Origin of the sequence: Methanosphaera sp. ISO3-F5, assembly GCF_034480035.2 — an archaeon.
GTDB lineage: Archaea > Methanobacteriota > Methanobacteria > Methanobacteriales > Methanobacteriaceae > Methanosphaera.
In genome coordinates this window covers 1,293,500-1,313,005 of record NZ_CP118753.2, presented here as the reverse complement: position 1 = coordinate 1,313,005, position 19,506 = coordinate 1,293,500, and the positions used below count along the sequence as shown (strand labels likewise).

Sequence of the window (19,506 nt, the reverse complement as noted above, 5' to 3'; positions counted from 1 at the left end):
CTGTACTTCCATGGTATATTTTCATAATTTTTATCCTTCTTTTAATATAATTTATATTCTTTTTATAATATTATTAATGTTAATTGGTCCTTATTTTGGTTATGGTTTATTGTGGGTATCTTCCTTGGGTGTCTTTTTTTATTTTCAGCCATGTTTTTAGCATTTCATCTGCTAGGTAGTATTTTTTGTCTGCTGAATAGTCTATTATGCCCTTGTTGCTTAATATTTCTAGGTATTTGTTTAGTGTGATTTTTGTATAATCTACTTTGTCTTGGATTGTTTTATTATTCATTGATCCATATTCCACGAATAGTGTTATTAGTTCTTTTTCTGTTCTGTTTAGGGTTCCCCATACTCTTAGCCACATTATTGCTATGTTGTCTATGTTTAGTATCATTGATTCTTTAATTATTTCTGGTGTACATGTGATGTTATTTGGTAGTATATTACAGAAGCTGTTTATGTATGCTGGTATTCCTCTTGTACATTTGTAGAATCGTTCAAATCCTTCTGGTGTAAATTTGATGTTATTGGATTTTTCATCTATATAGTTTTTTGTTTGTTCTTTAGTGAATGGGTTGATGTTTATTTGTAGCATTCTTCCTCCAAATGCTCCTGTTTGTCCATTTATCATGGTTATTATTTCTGCCGTGTTTGATACGCTTCCTGTGAATATGTAGCTTACATTAAATTGTTTTTGTGTATAACTTCGTATTAGCCAGAAGAATGCTTCGGGGTTTTCTAATGTTTTTAATAATTGGAATTCATCTATTACTATTATGTATCCTTTTATTTCGTCTATTGTATCAACTATTTTTTGTGGTAGTTCCATGACGAATTTGCTTAGTTTGCTATAGTTTTCTGTTATGGTTGGTATTGGAATATCGTGTAGTGATGTGTTATTGAATGTGTAGTTTTTAAGTTTTAGTTGGTTTAGGTTTTTTATTAGTTTTTCTTTAATTTTGTTTAGTGTGGTGCTGTTTTCTTCTAGTGTTTCTTCTATTTGGTGTAGTATTTCTTTGATTAGTTCTTCTTCTGTTATTTTTCCTTTTTGTTGGCCGTATATTGCTGATAGGTCTATGTATGTGGTTAGGTATTTTTTGGGTTGGTGTTTTAGTATTTTTTTTAGAAGTGATGTTTTTCCTATACCTCTGTATCCTGTTAATAGGTATTGGTTTGGTATTCCTTTTTCGAGTAGTGATAAGTTGGCATTTAGTAATTCTATTTCGTTGGTTCTGTTGTAGAAATATTTGTCTATGTCTTCTGGCATTACTATGGGCATGTATTTCATTTTTTTTCTTAATCTCCCTTTAAATGTATGTTAAATGTTGAAAGTAGTTTATGCTTTTAAAATTACTTTTTAGAAATATAATAATGTTTTATGCTGATCAGTTTAAATCATATTTTTAAATTTAAAATTCATTTTTACTATTAAATTATATTTTTATAAGTAAATATTTGTTTTTCATTACTATAAGTAAATTGCTTTTTTATTTTTAAAAAAGTGTTTTAAATCTAAAAAGTTCTTTTATAATAAAATGATGATATGTATATGGAGGGAGTTAATATGTATTTAAACATTATATCTGATATAGCTTTCGTTTAAATCGTTTAGTACGGGTTGCATGTCACGTTTATGTTCTGCTATGAATTTGAACGTGTTTAGTATGATGGTGTACATTGCGTTGAGTTTTTCCTGTTCATCAAGTTCTCTTATGTTAAATTCTAGGCGGTGGTATTGGCTGGTATCAGGGTTTGTATTTATGTTAGGTGTAATGTATTTCTCGAGTATGAATATTACGTCCTGGCTCACACTTAATCCTACGCTGAGTGCTGTTTCTATCTTTTTATGTTCCAGGTCGTTGTTTTCTTCCAATAGTTCCAGTAGTGATGTGTATCCTGTGAAGTGTTCTGGTATAAAGTATTCCTGTACTCTATGTGATACGAATTCGTTTGCTATTTTAAGGTATTCATTTTGTAGTGTAAGGTACCATGCGAATGATTCTATGTACAGGTTTTTTTCAAGATTCAGTAGGTGCATTATGGATTGTTTTATTATTTCATTGAATAGGTGGTGTGCTAGTTCATGTATTATTGCTCCTGGTATCATTTGGTGTGGTGTTATTCTGTTGATGTATATGTGGTTGAATGAGTAGTAGCTGAAGAATTCTGGGTGAGTGTTTTGGTTGTCGTATTGTACTCTTGCGTATGGTTTTGCTATTTTTATTAGGTGTTGTGTGTTTGGATCTTCTGGTATTGCCGGGTAGTTTTCTATTCCTATGTCGATGATAGTGTTTAGTATGCTGTCATATGCTGTGTCTGTTAGTGGTATTTTTTCGAGTAGTTCTATGTTTTGTGTGCTGAATAGTTTGTAGAAGTCTTTGAAATCATTTTTGAAGTAGGTGTAGTTTCGTAGTTCTTCATCGCATTGTGAGCATTGGTTCATGTTTATCTGGTTTTCGTGTCCACAGTTGGGGCATATGACTTTTTCGTTCATTTTTCTTTTTTCTCCTATTATTATTTCGTCTTTTGTCTATGATATTGTTATTATTGTTATTGGTTAAAATAATTATGGTAACCTATGGGTTATAATGAAAACTACATATAATAATACTAGTACATGTATATGTTAACATAATAAATAGTATAATATTACTACTAGGATAAATATAATCGAATAGTGCTATGATTAAAACAAGTAATAACTTAAAAAATATTAATATCTTAAATTAATAGATATAATTTTCTATAAAATAGTATTCATGTCATGTATTAAATTAATTATTTACAAAAAAAAATAGAATAAAATAAAGGTACAAAGTACCCCTAAATAAACTGGTAATAATATTACCTTACAACTTTAAAAAATCTTTCCACACTAAACTTATTATAAAACGTATTGCCAATGAAACTAACAACTATTCTTTTTAAGTTTAACTTCATCTAAAATTATGTGTAACATGGTACAGTATGTTATAATAAAAATTTATATAATTGGATGCTGTTCATAAAATTTTAAAGAGACAATTATTTAAATGATATTTTAATAAAGTTTTATTTGATTTATTTAATCTATTACTAGAATAATATCTGTTTAATCATTAAGGTATTAATAGAGCGTAGAAAAAATCTTACACACAATAATACAAGCAATAAATTCTACTAATACAATAACATCTCCCAAAAAATGATAAGACAACCATACCCATACGACACAATCAATAAATATCAAGCAATGAATTATAAATACAAGTAAAACAAAATAATTAACATAATTATAATATCATCGGATGAAAAAATCATGGAATTATATGAAAAATTAACAGAATACTGTGAAGCAAAACTAACACTATACGGATTTGCCAATCTGGAAGAAAATAAGGAAGCGGTATTCCTGGACCAGTTAAAAAGATATGACTATGCAATAGCAATAGGAATCAACATTCCAGATAACATAGTTGATAATCTGGATACAGATGAAGGCAGAAAAAAATACTTGGAAGCATACACACAAGTCAATAATCTACTGAATGAAAATGCAAGCCATATAGTAGAAATAATAAAGCAATATGGTTTTAATGCAGTGAATGTTGACAGTTCCTACATTCTCCCGGGAGAAAACTTTGTCGGCGAAATATCCCATAAGTTAGTAGCTAATCTTGCAGGCCTGGGATGGATAGGGAAAAGTGCATTATTCATCAATCCATATTATGGTCCGCGTGTCAGGTGGGCAACAATCCTAACAGATGCAGCACTACCCGTAGAGAATAAGAGGATGAAGTCAAGGTGTAAAAGTTGCAGGTTATGTGTTGAAAATTGTCCAGTTAATGCATTTGATGATAAGGAATTTAGTGAAGATGTTTCACGTGATGAGCGATATGATGCAGGAGCATGTGCATCCTACTTTGACAGGCTTGAATCAATGGGTAAGCCACGTCTGTGTGGTTTGTGTGTGAAGGTTTGTCCATGGGGATTGGTTAATAAAAACAGTAGGAAAAAAGAGGATAAAATTTGATAAAAAGAGTTGTATTATTTGGGTACAGATGAATATGATCATTCATCTGTTATTTCATTAATAGTTTCAATAATTTTATCTTTTATTATTTTCACGCATTGCTCATCGTTTTCATTCATTCTCACAGTGCATTCAGCTGTAAGATCATACTCTTCAAGTACTTCTGGTACTACTATTACTTTGTCTACTGTTGCTTCTTTCTGTTTTAGGAGTGTTGTTGTGCAGTTTTGTTTGCATCCATTTATTGCTACTATAGGGTGTGTTTTTGCAAGGTCTATGTATTTTTGTTTGCCTCCTGCTGTTGCTACGATACAACATGTTTTGTATGCTTCATTTTCTTCGGTTAGGTCATGTACTGCTGCTCTTGCTACTTGTCCTCTTGGGTTCATTCCACTGCATGCGCATAATGCTATTTCTTTCATTTTTTTTCTCACTTCACCTATTTTTTGTTTAAACCATAACATAAATATAATGATTTATCATTATATTTATATATTACTAACAATATATGTATATATACCCTACTATGTAGGGAGTATAGAATTAATATAAAAAAAAATAATCATAGTCTTTTTTATCTCTATAAAGTTTGTGTTTAAATATTAAATAAAATATTTTCTTTTATTTAATAAAATATTAAAGTTAGAATTAATTAACTAGTAACACTTATGATTATTCGGTGTGATTGGTAAAACACAATAATTAAAACAGTTACTAGTACAACGGAAAAACAAAATAATAAGCTTATAATCTATAAAAAAAAGATACTAAAGAATAACGATAATATATTTAATACTACTTAACTAAAACTACCATGTAAATATAGCTATCCAATTATATCTTTAATAAAAAATTTTTTTTTATAAGATTTAACTTATTAACAATTTTTTTTAGAGCTCCTACTTCTTAATGATGCATTAACTATTTTTTTTCAATAAATATTTTAGGGATAAATTTAAATTACTTCTTTTAACAAAAATACAATTATATAAAATAAAATAATTATAATAGGTGATAAAATGAAAGTATTAGGAATAGTAGGAAGTCCAAGAAAAAACGGAAACTGTGACGTACTTGTTAAAGAATTCTTAGAAGCAGTAGACGCAGACACAGAATACATCTTCTTAAACGAAAAAGAATTAAATGGATGTAACGCATGTATGGGATGTGTTGAAGGAGATTGTGTAATAGATGATGATGGAAACGAAATAATCAAAGCACTACTTGATGCAGATGTACTTGTATTCTCATCACCAATATACTATGGTCAAATTACAGCACAAGCAAAATCATTCATAGACAGATTCTACCAGATTTCAAGAAACCCTGAAAAAACATTAGAAGGTAAAAAAGTAGTTACAATATTCACACAGGCACAACCAGAAAATGTATTCGGAAATTATATAGAGTCCTTTAAGACAATGCCATTCGGATTCATGGGAATGGAAGTTGTTGGTAACGTTACAGCAATGGGAACACAAAATGCTGGTGACGAAGAGGAGTTACAAAAATACATAGATGAAGTTAAAGCTATAGCAGCAGAATTATAATTGTAGCATATTAACTTAATCATATAAATTAATCACCCCCCCCAATTATTCACATTTTATTATTTTTTTCTTCTAAAAATTGTAAGTATCTTATACTGATTGTATGCATATAGTATATTATGTCAGAAAATAATGTTTTGGAAACTATTTTTAATAGGAGAAGTGTCCGTGAATTTACGGATAGGAAGGTAAGTCGTGAGGATTTAATGCTTATTGTTCGTGCTGGTATGAGTGCGCCGTCTGCCATTAATCTTCAGCCATGGGAATTCATAGTCTTTGATGATGAGGATATTCTTGATTTCATGGTGGATCTTCATGAGTATTCGGGTATGTTTAAAACTGCAACTGCTGGAATTTTAGTTTGTGGTAATATGGATCGTTGTGTTGAAAATTTTTCTGAGTTATGGGTTCAGGATTGTTCGGCTAGTATTGAGAACATGTTGTTGGCCATTGAATCTCTTGGTTTGGGTGGTGTCTGGCTGGGTATTTATCCTTTACGTGAAAGGTGTGAAAAGTTAATTAAATATTTTAATTTACCTGGTAATATTGTTCCTTTTGGAATTATAGCTTTAGGTTATCCTGGGGGTGATTCTTTGGTTAAGGATAAGTGGGATGAGAATAAATTACATTGGAATAAATGGTAATTTTATATTCTGGTGTATTTTGAATAGTGTTTTATTATTGTTAGTCTGTTGTTTAGATTATTACTTTTATTTTTTGATGTATCTGATTTTTATTGTTAATTGTATTTTTTTGTATCTTTATTATAATTTTGAAATGGTGTTCTTTATTAAAATTTATTTTGGATATCTCTAATTTTTTTGTACCATGTTTTAGTATTTTTTATATAATTATATTAATTTTTAAGCAATCTTTAAATAGAACTTGGTATATACTATTATTATATAATAGTTATTATGAGGTGAAAATATGGCAGAATTACCAGTTGCACCGGTTAAAAGAATTTTAAAAAATGCAGGTGCAGCAAGAATCAGTGACAGTGCTGCAGAAGAGTTAGCACAAATTTTAGAAGCATATGGTGAAGATATTGCTATTGAAGCTACTAAATTAGCTAAACACGCTGGTAGAAAAACTGTTAAAGCTGAAGATATTAAATTAGCATTATAATTTTATTATTTTTTTTCTATTTTTTTTTCTTAGGGAGTGTTGGCATAAATTCGTTTTTGTAATACTTTTTTATGTGGATGAAACTTTTTTTTGGTATGATTGTTACTTATGTATATATAATATTTTTAAATATTACTTACCAAGACCCCCCTTGATTACTTACCAGCTGCTCTTGGATTAAACTTATATACATTTTATTTTATAATTTATATTATCGAAGTCATAGAATTGTTATTTATGAAATTCTTTTCTTGATTTTCGGTTTTAAAGTTAATGGAGTGAAATAAGCAGTATTAATTATTATGATGGATGAAAATTGTATATATTTAACTCAAAGTACTCTTATTAGAGGTCTTTCTAAGAAACAATTCAATGTTTTAGTGGATATTTCATTGAAATTAAATGATTTACGAAATTGTGCTATAAAAACTACTAAATTAGATAAATGTGCTGATGATAAACATTTTAAACAGTTGAATTTCAAATCAATAATCACTAAAGTTAGAACCGAATTCAGTAAAGATTATTCACTTATTCAAGCTCATATAGCAAATAATGTTATTAAAAAGCATGTTGAATCTTTTAATTCTTATGTTGCATTAACAAATAAAAGCATAGATAATGAATATAAACGACCATTAAATAAACCTAAAACCAGAGATAACCGTTTACATAATATCATAATACCGCAGGAGTCAATAACTTCTTCCAAGAAAAAATTGGCACAGGGTTACATTGAATTACCCTTAAGCAGAGAATATAAAAAAGAGTTAAAATCCAAAGATTGCAGACCACGTATTAGAATTCCTGAAAATATACGTGATAAAAAGATTATACAAGTAGAAATTATACCATTAAATAATGGACAAATGTTTAAAGCCAATTTCACATATCAAATGGAAAAAGAGTCTCTAGGTTTAGATGAAAGTAAGATGATGGGTATTGATTTGGGTGTTAATAATTTTGCAAGTATTGTTACAAGTGAAGGGACCCCATATCTTGTGGGCGGGCGATTTTTAAAAAATCAAATAGCCTTCAAATGCAAAAAAACAGCACAATATCAATCAATACTAAACAAACAGGGACTAAAAACATCCAAACGATTACAAAAATTCAACACCAAATTTAAAGCAATACAAAACAACTTCCTAGATCACACAACCAAATTCATAATAGAAACATGCAAAAAACAAGACATAGGAACCATAATACTAGGATACAACAAAAAATTCCAATACGAAACAGATATAGGAAAAAAACAAAACCAAATATTCACACAAATAGCTTTCAAAAAATTCATAAACAAACTAGAAACACAATGCCAAAAATACGACATCAAACTAATTATTACCGAAGAATCCTACACAAGCAAAAGCAGTTTCCTAGACAACGACATATTACCAACCTACAAAACAAACGAAGAAAAAAATGAGGAATATGAATTTAAAGGAAAACGAATAAAAAGAGGACTCTATAAAACAAGCACCGGAATATTAATAAATGCAGATATCAATGCAGCATGTAATATCATTCGTAAAAGTAAGCAGAACTTCCCCAAGGAACGACTGTATAAGTGGGCACGGACTGCCCCAGGGAAAATCAAAAAAATACAAGACTATTTTCAAAAATAAACAATAAAAGAAAAGGGTATTGTTATATTTGATTTGAACAAAGACATAATGCTGGTTATCATTTTGAAAAAAAAGGTTAATATTTTTTCGAGTATTACTTTTTTTCTCTTGAAACTAATTTATGCCAAGTCTCTTAGGGCTCTTTTTTTATATTTTTTTGTTTTGTTGTTATTATTTTTGAGTATTATTTTATTATTGTTTTCTTTTCGCATTACATTTATATACTATGATGTACTAATTATAATTAGAGATGTGAAAAAATCAACATCAATGTATAAAAAAATACATAGGAGTTTTTATTATGGAATACAAAATAGAACTAACAAGTGACGAAGTAACAAAAAAATGGTACAACATAAACGCAGACCTACCAGTAGAACTACCAGCACCAAAAAACAGTGAAGGAAAAGACCAACTATCAACACTACCAGACATATTCGTAGAAGAATGCCTAAAACAAGAAATGACAACAGACAGATACGTAACAATACCAAACGAAGTAAGAGAACTATACCAAAGACTAGGAAGACCAACACCACTATGCAGAGCCAAAGGACTAGAAGAAAAACTAAACACACCAGCAAAAATATACTACAAAAGAGAAGACACATCACCAACAGGAAGCCACAAACTAAACAGTGCAATAGCACAAGCATACTACGCAAAAAAAGAAGGAGTAGAAAGACTCACAACAGAAACCGGAGCAGGACAATGGGGAACAGCACTATCCCTAGCAGCATCCATGATGGACCTCGAAGCAACAGTATACATGGTAAAAGTATCATTCAACCAAAAACCATTCAGAAAAACAATCATGCAACTATACGACGGAAACGTCTACGCATCACCAAGTAACAACACAGAAGTAGGAAGAAAAATACTAAAAGAAACACCCGACCACCCAGGATCACTAGGAATCGCAATCTCAGAAGCAGTAGAAGACGCACTAAATGACGAAAAAGTAAAATACACACTAGGAAGCGTACTAAACCACGTAATACTACACCAAACAGTAATAGGACAAGAAATAAAAACACAACTAGAAAAAGTAGAAGAAACACCAGACACAATGATAGCATGCACAGGCGGAGGAAGTAACTTCGGAGGAGCACTATTCCCATTCATAAAAGACAAAATCGAAGGAAACAGTGAAACAGAATTCCTAGCAGCAGAACCAGCCGCATGCCCATCACTAACAGAAGGAGAATACAGGTACGACTTCGGAGACGAAGTAGGATTCACACCACTATTCAAAATGTTCACACTAGGACACGACTTCGTAGCACCATCAGTACACGCCGGCGGACTAAGATACCATGGAATGAACGCACAAGTATCCCTACTAAGAAAAGAAGGATACATCACACCAAGAACAGTAAAACAAACAGAAGTATTCGAAGCAGGAAAACTATTCGCACAAACAGAAGGAGTAGTGCCAGCACCAGAAACATGTCACGCAGTAAAAGTAGCAATAGATGAAGCAAGAAAATGCAAACAAACAGGTGAAGAAAAAACAATAGTAGTAAACTTCTCAGGACACGGACTACTAGACTTCAAAGGATACGAAAGCTACCTCGACGGAACACTAGAAGACAGCTAGAAAAACAAGAACAAAACACTAACCCTCCCCCCATATAATAACTTTTTTTTTTAATAAAAAAATTAAATGATGGAAAATCAAACCATCAAAAAATAAACTCATCACCAGACCTAATACCAACAAGAGAAACAAACACAGCAACCACACAGAAAACAGTGCAAACCAAACACACAATCTGAGAAGACCCAATAATCAAATCAGCATACCGAACACTAATCTCCAAATTACCCATAACCCAGGCAAACACCAAAGTCAACAAACCCAAACTCATAGTCTGACCAATAGTACGCATAGTAGCCTGAGACGCAGAAGCAGTAGGAGCATCCCCCGGAGGAACAGAACTCATAATAGCATTCATATTAGGACTAGAAAACAATCCCATACCAACACCCTCCAAAAGCATTGACAAAACAACAACATACACTGGAGTATCACCACTTAAAAACACAAGAATCAACAAAGACACACTAGTAATACCCATACCCAGAGCAGCCAACTTTTGAGGATGAATCCTATCCGATAACTTACCAGCATTAGGAGCAATAACCGCCATAACCAAAGGAGTAACAATCAAAACCAACCCAGACATCTGAGCATTCCAACCCCTCACATACTGGAAATGATAATTAAGAATAGTAGTAATAACCATAATAGCCAGATAACCACATAAAGCAGCAATATTCGATGAAGTAAACTTCTTATTCCTAAACAATTTCATATTAAAAACTGGAGAATCAAGACCCAACTCATACCAACCAAACAATACCAGCAAGATAATACCAAGCAAAGTCAATACTAAGCCATTCATGGAAAGCACAGTAGTGAAACCATAAATAAATAATAAAATACCCATAGAATACAATACCGAACCAATCACATCAATCTTATCATCTTCATAAGTCTTCCATTCCTGTGGCATTTCAAGCACCAATAATAATATGCAAAATACAAGAAATGGTATAACAGATAAAAACATTGATCTCCAACCAAAATTATCCACCAGATAACCACAAATAACAGGAGACAATGAAGTGGCAAGATACACTCCAGTAACAGTATAACCCAACGCTCTTCCACGATTCTCTGGATTAACCGCCTGTACAACCATAGCCATAGAAGACACATTCAGGAATGCAACACCTACGCCCTGCATTATTCTAAACATAAGAAAGAATTCAGCAGAAAATGATACACAAGCCAATAAGGAACCCAACAGGAAAACCATTACGCCCGCAGTTAATGTTCTCTTCACACCATATTTACCAGAAATTTGTCCTGCTGGAACAGTGAAAACAGCCACGACAAGGAAGAACAGTGTAGATACCCAGTTCTGCAGGACATTATTCATCACAAACTCCTCTGCTATCATCGGAACACCAATTATAACACCATTAGATAAAAACACTGCAAAAAATGTTGTTATAAAAGATACAAATATTACTAATGTTTCAGATTTATTTTTCATATTTACCAGTCAACCATCCTCTTCAAATTTATATCATACCATACTTAAGGCTACAATTTTTTTTTATAACTAATTTTTGTTTAAATCTATATTTTTATCATATTTAAGTATATGTCATCATATCCTGATTAATATTAGGTAATTAAACTAAAATAAATCCTCATACAGATATATATTATAGGAGAATTCATATGGTAGACTGTATAAAAATAAGAGGAGCAAAGGTACATAACCTGAAAAATATCAATGTAGACATACCACTAGGAAAGATAGTTGCAATAGCAGGAGTATCCGGTAGTGGAAAATCATCCCTAGCACTGGGAATACTCTACGCAGAAGGATCACGAAGATACCTGGAAGCATTATCCACATATACAAGAAGAAGAATCACACAGACAGAAAAAGCAAAAGTAGACATTATAGAACATGTACCCGCTGCACTGGCACTACACCAACGACCAAACATACCAGGAATAAGAAGTACCTTCGGAACATCAACAGAACTCTTAAACTCACTAAGACTACTATACTCAAGGTGTGGTAACTATATATGCCCAAATGGCCATAAACTCGAAGCATCAATGAACATAGCAAGAGAATTACCATTAACATGTCCTGAGTGTGGAGAGGAATTCTATGGACTCGGAGCAGAAGAATACGCATTTAACAGTGACGGAGCCTGCCAGAAATGTTCGGGAACAGGATTTGTAAGAGATGTTGATGTTACAAAGCTGGTGCCTGATGACACCTTAACCCTCGAGGAAGGAGCAGTTAAGCCATGGTCCAAGTTTGGTATAAGCTGGATGTACCTTGTGGCCGCAGAACTAGGGGTAAGGACAGACGTACCATTCAGGGACTTGACCGATGAGGAAAAGGAAATAGTCTACTATGGAGAACCAGTAAAACGCTATGTTGCAATCCCCTCCAAGAACGGTAAGTTATTTGATTTGAACGCAGAATACCGGAATGCAATAAGTGCAGTGAAGGAATCATTAAATAAGGCAAAATCAGAGAAAGGACTTAGCAGAATTAACCAGTACCTTGAAATAAAGACTTGCAGTGAATGTAACGGGTCACGAATCAATAACAGGGCAAACTCCACACTACTAAACGATATAAACATTACAGAGGCATCACAGAAGACACTTGAACAACTAGTAAAATGGATACCGGAAAGTATAGAAACACTACCCTCTGAGATGAGGGGTATGGCGGAGTCAATATCTGAGGAGTTCATGGATAATGCAGAGGCTCTATTGAAGCTGGGCCTAGGATACCTTACACTTGACCGTCCAAGCTCAACACTATCCACTGGTGAATTACAGAGGGTGCAGCTTGCAAGAACAATAAGAAACCCTACAACGGGAGTATTATACGTGCTTGACGAGCCATCTATAGGATTGCATCCATCAAACATTGATGGTCTAATACATGTTATGAAAGAATTAGTGTTAAATGGTAACAGTGTCATACTGGTGGATCATGACACAAGAATACTGGAGGTAGCAGACTACCTCGTGGAGATTGGACCAGCATCAGGGGTAGATGGAGGAGAACTTGTAACACAGGGCACAATAGATGAAATTAAGAAGGATAAAGATTCAATTATTGGACCATACATTGCCCAGGAGGAGGAAATTGTAGTACGTGACAAGTATGATGAGGATGAACTCTTTGATGAGGGAATAATCACCCTAAGTACCAGGCCACTGCACACAGTAAAGGAATTATATCTTGAAATCCCTAAGGGAAGGTTTAATGTTGTCACTGGAGTATCCGGTAGTGGAAAGACAACACTGATACTGGAGAGCCTTTACCCTGCTATTAAAGCATCACTTGATGGTGAGGCGCTACCAGAGCATATTGATTATGTGGACTATGATAATATCAACAAGATACATTTAATCGATGCAACACCTATAGGTAAAAATGTTAGAAGTACCCTTGCAACATATAGTGGAGTTCTGACAAACCTGAGAAAACTATACGCCGACCAACCAAAAGCACGAGAGCTTCAATATACACTTAAGGACTTCTCATATAACACGGGAAAATTAAGGTGCAGTACATGTAACGGAACAGGACGAATAAGTATGGATGTACAATTCCTCCCCGATGTTGAAATAGACTGCCCTGACTGTGAAGCACTAAGATACTCCAGAAAAGCAGAACAAATAACATACCAGGGATTCTCAATAAAAGATGCAATGGCACTTACAATAGATGAAGCAATAGGAGTCTACGAATTAGAAGACAAAATATACACTAAACTAAAAACATTACAGGACATTGGACTAGGATACCTGACACTAGGAGAATCCACACCAGAACTATCAGGTGGAGAAGCACAAAGATTAAAACTTGCATCACATATGGGACGAAAACAGAAGAACACATTATTCATATTTGACGAACCGACAATAGGTTTACACCCTGAGGATGTTAAACAGTTAATACATGTGATGGATGAACTGGTAACAAATGGTGCAACAGTCATAATCATTGAACACGACCTGGACCTTATAAAGAATGCTGATTACATAATAGACATGGGACCGGGTGGTGGACTAGAAGGTGGACAAATAGTATGCACTGGAACACTAGATGAAGTGCTGGAAAATGATGACAGCATAACAGCACAATACCTTAAAAGTTAAACAAACACACCTGCCCTCCCATACTTTTCATAACTTTATAATATAATTTCCCCATACTCCTTTTACAAAAAGCATATATTCTCTAAATAATATAAATACATATCAACTTAAATTATTGATAAATTATATGATAATTTAAGTATTGCTAAAACAAATCAAGGATTAAAAGTTCATGAAAATAAATAAAAAACATTGTTTTTTATTATTAATGTTATCCCTAATATTTCTTTTAGCAATTGGAATAACCTCTGCTAACGAAATAACAAACGAGACAGCAGAAATAATAAAAGACAATCAACAAGTATCACAAGTTGATACACAAACAGATACAAAAATAGAAAAAAATACAAACAAACAGAATACAAAAACGGACATATACGCAACAAGCAATGCAAACACTAACAACAACGGATCAACAAAAACCAATCCAACAACAATCACCAAGGCAATAGAAAATGCACAAGACGGGGAAACAATAACCCTCACAACAACAAGCACACAAGACACATACACAATAAACTCCCCAATAAACATATACAAGAACATAAATATTGTGGGAGAAAGTGGAAAAACAATCATACTAGACGGACAACAAAAAACAGGAATATTCAACATAAACGGAGCAACAGTAAAACTACAGAACATACAAATAATCAACTCAAAATCAGAAACAGCACCAATATCATCAACCAATTCAGAACTAACAATACAGGGAGTAACATTCAAAAACAACCAGGGAACACTTGCAGGAGCAATACTATCCAAGGAATCAAACCTGAAAATAACAGGAAGCACATTCACGAACAACACCTCAGATAAGATAGGTGGAGCAGTAACACAACTAGGAAACAAGTCACTGACAGTAACAGGTAGCACATTCACACAGAACAGTGCAAAATATGATGGTGGAAGCATATACTCAGTACAGTCAAGTGCAGCAATAACATCATCAACATTCAACAACAACAATGCACGAAACGGTGGAGCACTATACCTCGGAAACAATGTGAACAAGATACAATTACAGGTAACAAACTCCTTATTCACAAACAACAAGGCAACAATAAAGGGAGATTCAATATGGACAAACTACCATAATACAATCACCAACAATGCATTAGTATCCACCAGAAACAATAACTGGGTATGCATTGACAAAAACTGTGACAACAACCTCAACAACAACTGGTGGTCAACCAATAATCCAAACTTTGAAATAGTAACAGACGGGTACATGCCAACAAACTGGAGACTCCTGAAAGTTACTAACCAGTCAAGCACAAACACTAACCAGTTAACAGTCACTATAAACACTCTAAGTGACCAGACAATAGCAACCGCTAACATACCATCTAGGCAGGTAACATACACTGCAGATACTGGTAGTTTCACAAGTACCACACAGACAATAACCAGTACAGTAACCAACAAGTACACAGGAAACAGCAACAACATAAAAGTAAAAATGGACAACCAGGAAGTAATAGTAAACACATTACTAGAACCATACCTGTCAATAAACAATATCACAGCAACCCCTGGCAGTCAGGTAACCTTCAACATACACGCTAACAGGGCAATAACGGGGCAACTGAAACTACAGGTGAATGGTGTAACATTAACTCCGAACATGTCAAATGGTGAAGCTAAGTATACTTATACAATTCCATCATCATGGAAGGCAAACAACTACACCACAACATTAACCTATAATGGTAACAGTGTCTACAAGGCCAGAACAGTCAATGGTTATTTGTATGTTAAGGATTCAAGTATTATCATAGTGCCAATCACGAGTAATGATGTAACATTATCAACTGCCACATTACCAAAATCCTATGACTTACGCAGCCAAAACCTTGTATCACCTGTAAAAAGTCAGGGTAGCAGTGGTAGCTGCTGGGCATTCTCATCATTAGCATCCCTCGAATCAGTTCTCCTAAAGAAGACAGGAGTAACATATGATTTATCAGAGAACAATATGAAGAATGTTCTTAAAAAGTACTCAGTTATAGGTGATTCTCAATCAAATCCGAATAGTGGTTTCAACGACCTTGAACCTATAGGATACCTTGTCGGATGGTATGGTCCTGTAACAGAATCTGATGACTCTTATCTGGCAACAAGTTATGTTTCACCAGTTATAGGCAGTAATATTCATGTACAGGACGTTTACATTATACCAAACCGTAAAACAGTCACTGATAATCAGCTTATCAAACAGGCATTATACCAGTTTGGAGCAGTATCTACTGGTGTACGTAAGCCTACCACGACGAACAGTTATACTACTGGACAGGAGATAGATCATAGTGTGACAATTGTCGGATGGGATGATAATTACAGCAGGACAAACTTCAGTCCTAATCCGCCTGGTGACGGTGCATTCATCATAAAAAACAGTTGGGGTGAATCAACCGGAAACAAGGGTTATCATTACATATCCTATTATGATGAAAGCTTAGGATCTCTGGGCATAACAAGTCAGATTAGTGAAATGTTCAACTATGTTCCATTACTGGAAAACAAGGATAATTACACTAACCTCTACCAGTATGATATAGCAGTTAACACTTTGGATGAAAGCAGCTTAACAGATTATCTTGCATACAGGAACGTGTATAACACTACCCGTGACGAAAACATTGCAGCATTCGGAAGTTACTTCCTGCAGGAATCAAACTATATTGTTGAGTTCAAGGCAAACAATAAGGTAATATACACACAGTCTGGTAGGGTGACAATACCTGGTTATCGTACAATAAGATTAAACAGATACCTGTCATTGCCTAAGAATCAGGAATTTACTGTGACATTAACCATTACAGGTAAAGATGAGGTTCCAGTACCTGTGGAGTATAGTGACCTGTATTATTCATCAATACATAGCGGCACATCTTTCCTGTCATTTGATGGCAAACAATGGGAAGACCTCTATGAGTATGAGTGTACGGCTCCACTGAAGGTGTATACTAAGGACACTCCAATAGTATCATCAACGGCATATGAGCTAGACAGCAACATACATGTTACCACTAAAGTGGATAATGTCATGGCTGGTGGAATGTTAACATACCTAATTAATGGAGAAGCCGTAAAGGTTGGTGGAAAAGTATTATCACAGAGTGTGAGTAAGGATCAGACAGTGAATATGTCATTCAAGGATGATTCAAACCTTAAAACATTTAACTTAACAGTAGTATATTCCAGTGAAAACTATGCAATAAAACAAAACATCACATTAACTAACACGTTAATAAAAGACACCAGGTTAACAGTTAACACTTTAGCAAATACTAAGATTGGTGAAAGTGTAACAGTAAGTGGTGTACTATCTGATGAAAACAGTAACAGGTTAGGCATGGCAAGTTTAACAGTGACTGTTGGAACAGTTAAGGCCACTGTAACTACTGACAGTAACGGTAATTACAGGTACACATATAAGACACAAAGTGCTGGTACCAACACTGTAACAGTCACATATAATGGTAACAGCACGTATTCTGGTAAGACTAGCACAACCAGTTTCAATGTTCTTAAGAAAAATGTTAAAATAACAGTAAATGGTGTGGCAACTACCAAGTATGGTGATAGCGTAACTATTAGTGGAATACTAAGTGATGAGTATAACACTAGGTTAACTGGTACACAGCTAAGTGTAACAGTAAATAATGTTAAACACACTGTTACAACGGATAGTAATGGTGCTTTTACATTGAATTATAAGACTACTAGTGTCGGACAAAACAGTGTAAGCATCAGCTATGCTGGTAGCAGCATATACTCTACAGGATCTGCTTCAACGGTATTTACTGTAACAGCCAAGGATACAAGAATAGTGTTAAACAGTATTCCGGCAGTCAAGTATAGTGACAGTATGACTGTAAGCGGTAAATTAACGACTAGTGACGGCCTATTATTAAGTAATATGCTGGTGTCAATAAAGATTAACAGTAACACTGTTAATGTCAGAACAGATAGTAAGGGTGTATTTACATATAACAGGAAGGCATATAATAGTGGAGTTAACAATATCACAGTATCATTTGCTGGTAACACACAGTATAAGGCTTCCCGTACTTCTGGTACATTTAATGTGAATGCTAAAAATACTCGTGTAACTGTTAGTAAGATTACTCAAAAGGTTTACCAGGATAAGGTAACAATTACTGGTAAGTTCACTAATGCTGATGGAGTAGTATTGAAGAATACTCTGATAACGGTAAACTTTAATGGTGCTAGGAAGTCTGCTAGAACTGATACTAATGGTGTTTACAGGATTAATGTAACAGCATCTAAGGTTGGTACCAGTAATGTTACAGTATCATTTGCGGGTAACAGTAATTATAAGGCTTCCAGTAATAAAACCACATTCAAGGTAGTTAAAAGACCTACCAGAATTACTATCAGCAGTATTAAAAATACTGTTTATGGCGATAAGGTGACTATTACTGGTAAATTCACCAACAATAAGGGTACAATATTTAAGAATTCAAAGCTTATAGTTAATGTTAATGGTGCTAAAAAGACTGTTAAGACCAATAGTAAGGGTGTTTATACCTTGAAGGTCACGGCTTCTAAGGTTGGTACCAATAATGTTCATGTATCATTTGCTGGTAACACTAATTATAAGTATAACGTTTCAAAGGCCACATTCAAGGTAGTTAAACGTGCCACATGGATTAGTGTCTCTAAGATTAAGCAGGCTGCATATACTGATAAGGTGACTATTACAGGTAAGTTTGCTAACAATAAGGGTGTCGTGTTCAAGTATTCAAAGCTTGTTGTTAGTGTTAATGGTGCTAAAAAGACTGTTAAGACCAATGGCAAGGGTGTTTATACCTTGAAGGTTAATGCTACCCGTATTGGTACTAATAATGTGGTAGTGTCTTTTGCCGGTAATTCCAGGTATAAGGCATACACTAAGAAGGCAACGTTTAATGTTGTTGCTAAGGCTACTAAGATTACTGTTAATAAGATTGCTAGTGTGAATGTTGGTGGTAAGGTTACTGTTAAGGGTAAGTTTGTTACTGTTAATGGTAAGGCTTTGAAGAACAGTGTTGTTACTTTGAAGATTAATGGTAAGAAGTATAATGCTAAGGTTAACAGTAAGAGCGAGTTTAGTATTAGGATTACTGCTAGTGTTAGTGGTACTAATAATTTAACTGTCAGTTATGCTGGTAATAAGTATTATAAGTCAGCTGTCTGTAAACGATCTTTTATTGTTAAGGGTTAAAAGATTTTAATTCTTTTAACTATTTTACTATTTTTTTTTATTAACATGATTATTATTAGTAATAATTATATATTATTCAGATTTTTTTATATTATTTTTTATTGATTTTAATATTATTATGGATTTTAGTATATTTTTAACAATAGTGTAATCTATAAGGAATATTTATCTAAAAGGGTTATTGTATTTTAAACAAAAATATTTATGCAACATTTTCTAATAAA

At 33.5% G+C, this 19,506-nt stretch carries 12 protein-coding genes; 8 read left to right on the top strand and 4 right to left on the bottom strand.

The window, feature by feature from the left end:
• Positions 1-106: 106 nt before the first annotated feature.
• A complete protein-coding gene (locus PXD04_RS17580; protein WP_323736117.1) occupies positions 107-1,291 on the bottom strand; it encodes an ATP-binding protein in 1,185 nt (394 codons plus the stop codon).
• 282 nt (positions 1,292-1,573) lie between these two features.
• Positions 1,574-2,497 (bottom strand): zinc ribbon domain-containing protein, encoded by a 924-nt coding sequence (locus PXD04_RS17575; RefSeq protein ID WP_323736116.1) that lies wholly within the window; start codon positions 2,495-2,497, stop codon positions 1,574-1,576.
• Positions 2,498-3,301: 804 nt separating this feature from the next.
• On the opposite strand from PXD04_RS17575, the gene PXD04_RS17570 reads away from it, so the two are divergent.
• On the top strand, positions 3,302-4,015 hold the full coding sequence (locus PXD04_RS17570) for a 4Fe-4S double cluster binding domain-containing protein (protein ID WP_323736115.1): 714 nt from the start codon (positions 3,302-3,304) through the stop codon (positions 4,013-4,015).
• Between the two features lie 38 nt (positions 4,016-4,053).
• Here the strand turns inward: PXD04_RS17570 and PXD04_RS17565 are convergent, their stop codons facing one another.
• Positions 4,054-4,437 (bottom strand): putative zinc-binding protein, encoded by a 384-nt coding sequence (locus PXD04_RS17565; protein WP_323736114.1) that lies wholly within the window; start codon positions 4,435-4,437, stop codon positions 4,054-4,056.
• Positions 4,438-5,034: 597 nt separating this feature from the next.
• On the opposite strand from PXD04_RS17565, the gene PXD04_RS17560 reads away from it, so the two are divergent.
• The 5 genes from PXD04_RS17560 (at position 5,035) to PXD04_RS17540 (ending at position 9,924) form a co-directional block, all read left to right on the top strand.
• A complete protein-coding gene (locus PXD04_RS17560) occupies positions 5,035-5,565 on the top strand; it encodes a flavodoxin family protein (RefSeq protein WP_323736113.1) in 531 nt (176 codons plus the stop codon).
• A 119-nt stretch (positions 5,566-5,684) separates the two neighbouring features.
• A complete protein-coding gene (locus PXD04_RS17555) occupies positions 5,685-6,209 on the top strand; it encodes a nitroreductase family protein (protein WP_323736112.1) in 525 nt (174 codons plus the stop codon).
• Between the two features lie 286 nt (positions 6,210-6,495).
• Positions 6,496-6,693, top strand: coding sequence for a histone family protein (locus tag PXD04_RS17550; protein WP_323736111.1), 198 nt, complete (start codon positions 6,496-6,498; stop codon positions 6,691-6,693).
• 302 nt (positions 6,694-6,995) lie between these two features.
• Entirely contained in the window at positions 6,996-8,324 is a 1,329-nt protein-coding gene (locus PXD04_RS17545) for a transposase (RefSeq protein WP_323736110.1), read from the top strand.
• 301 nt (positions 8,325-8,625) lie between these two features.
• Positions 8,626-9,924, top strand: a complete 1,299-nt coding sequence (locus tag PXD04_RS17540; RefSeq protein WP_323736109.1) for a TrpB-like pyridoxal phosphate-dependent enzyme — start codon at positions 8,626-8,628, stop codon at positions 9,922-9,924.
• Positions 9,925-10,009: 85 nt separating this feature from the next.
• On the opposite strand, the gene PXD04_RS17535 is transcribed toward PXD04_RS17540, so the two are convergent.
• Positions 10,010-11,389 carry an MFS transporter gene (locus PXD04_RS17535; protein ID WP_323736108.1) on the bottom strand — a complete coding sequence of 460 codons (1,380 nt, stop codon included), beginning with the start codon at positions 11,387-11,389 and terminating at the stop codon, positions 10,010-10,012.
• Between the two features lie 191 nt (positions 11,390-11,580).
• Here PXD04_RS17535 and PXD04_RS17530 point away from each other — a divergent pair, with 191 nt between their 5' ends.
• Together PXD04_RS17530 and PXD04_RS17525 are read left to right on the top strand one after the other, a co-directional pair.
• Positions 11,581-14,046, top strand: coding sequence for an excinuclease ABC subunit UvrA (locus tag PXD04_RS17530; protein ID WP_323736107.1), 2,466 nt, complete (start codon positions 11,581-11,583; stop codon positions 14,044-14,046).
• Between the two features lie 172 nt (positions 14,047-14,218).
• Positions 14,219-19,282, top strand: coding sequence for a C1 family peptidase (locus tag PXD04_RS17525; RefSeq protein ID WP_323736106.1), 5,064 nt, complete (start codon positions 14,219-14,221; stop codon positions 19,280-19,282).
• The last annotated feature ends 224 nt before the right edge of the window (positions 19,283-19,506 follow it).

Bases quoted from the DNA above. Each gene is read 5' to 3' on its own strand.
- PXD04_RS17555 (WP_323736112.1), top strand. From the start codon at position 5,685: ATGTCAGAAAATAATGTTTTGGAAACTATTTTTAATAGGAGAAGTGTC.
- PXD04_RS17565 (WP_323736114.1), bottom strand. From the start codon at position 4,437: ATGAAAGAAATAGCATTATGCGCATGCAGTGGAATGAACCCAAGAGGA.
- PXD04_RS17560 (WP_323736113.1), top strand. From the start codon at position 5,035: ATGAAAGTATTAGGAATAGTAGGAAGTCCAAGAAAAAACGGAAACTGT.
- PXD04_RS17580 (WP_323736117.1), bottom strand. From the start codon at position 1,291: ATGAAATACATGCCCATAGTAATGCCAGAAGACATAGACAAATATTTC.
- PXD04_RS17570 (WP_323736115.1), top strand. From the start codon at position 3,302: ATGGAATTATATGAAAAATTAACAGAATACTGTGAAGCAAAACTAACA.
- PXD04_RS17575 (WP_323736116.1), bottom strand. From the start codon at position 2,497: ATGAACGAAAAAGTCATATGCCCCAACTGTGGACACGAAAACCAGATA.
- PXD04_RS17525 (WP_323736106.1), top strand. From the start codon at position 14,219: ATGAAAATAAATAAAAAACATTGTTTTTTATTATTAATGTTATCCCTA.
- PXD04_RS17535 (WP_323736108.1), bottom strand. From the start codon at position 11,389: ATGAAAAATAAATCTGAAACATTAGTAATATTTGTATCTTTTATAACA.
- PXD04_RS17530 (WP_323736107.1), top strand. From the start codon at position 11,581: ATGGTAGACTGTATAAAAATAAGAGGAGCAAAGGTACATAACCTGAAA.
- PXD04_RS17545 (WP_323736110.1), top strand. From the start codon at position 6,996: ATGATGGATGAAAATTGTATATATTTAACTCAAAGTACTCTTATTAGA.
- PXD04_RS17550 (WP_323736111.1), top strand. From the start codon at position 6,496: ATGGCAGAATTACCAGTTGCACCGGTTAAAAGAATTTTAAAAAATGCA.
- PXD04_RS17540 (WP_323736109.1), top strand. From the start codon at position 8,626: ATGGAATACAAAATAGAACTAACAAGTGACGAAGTAACAAAAAAATGG.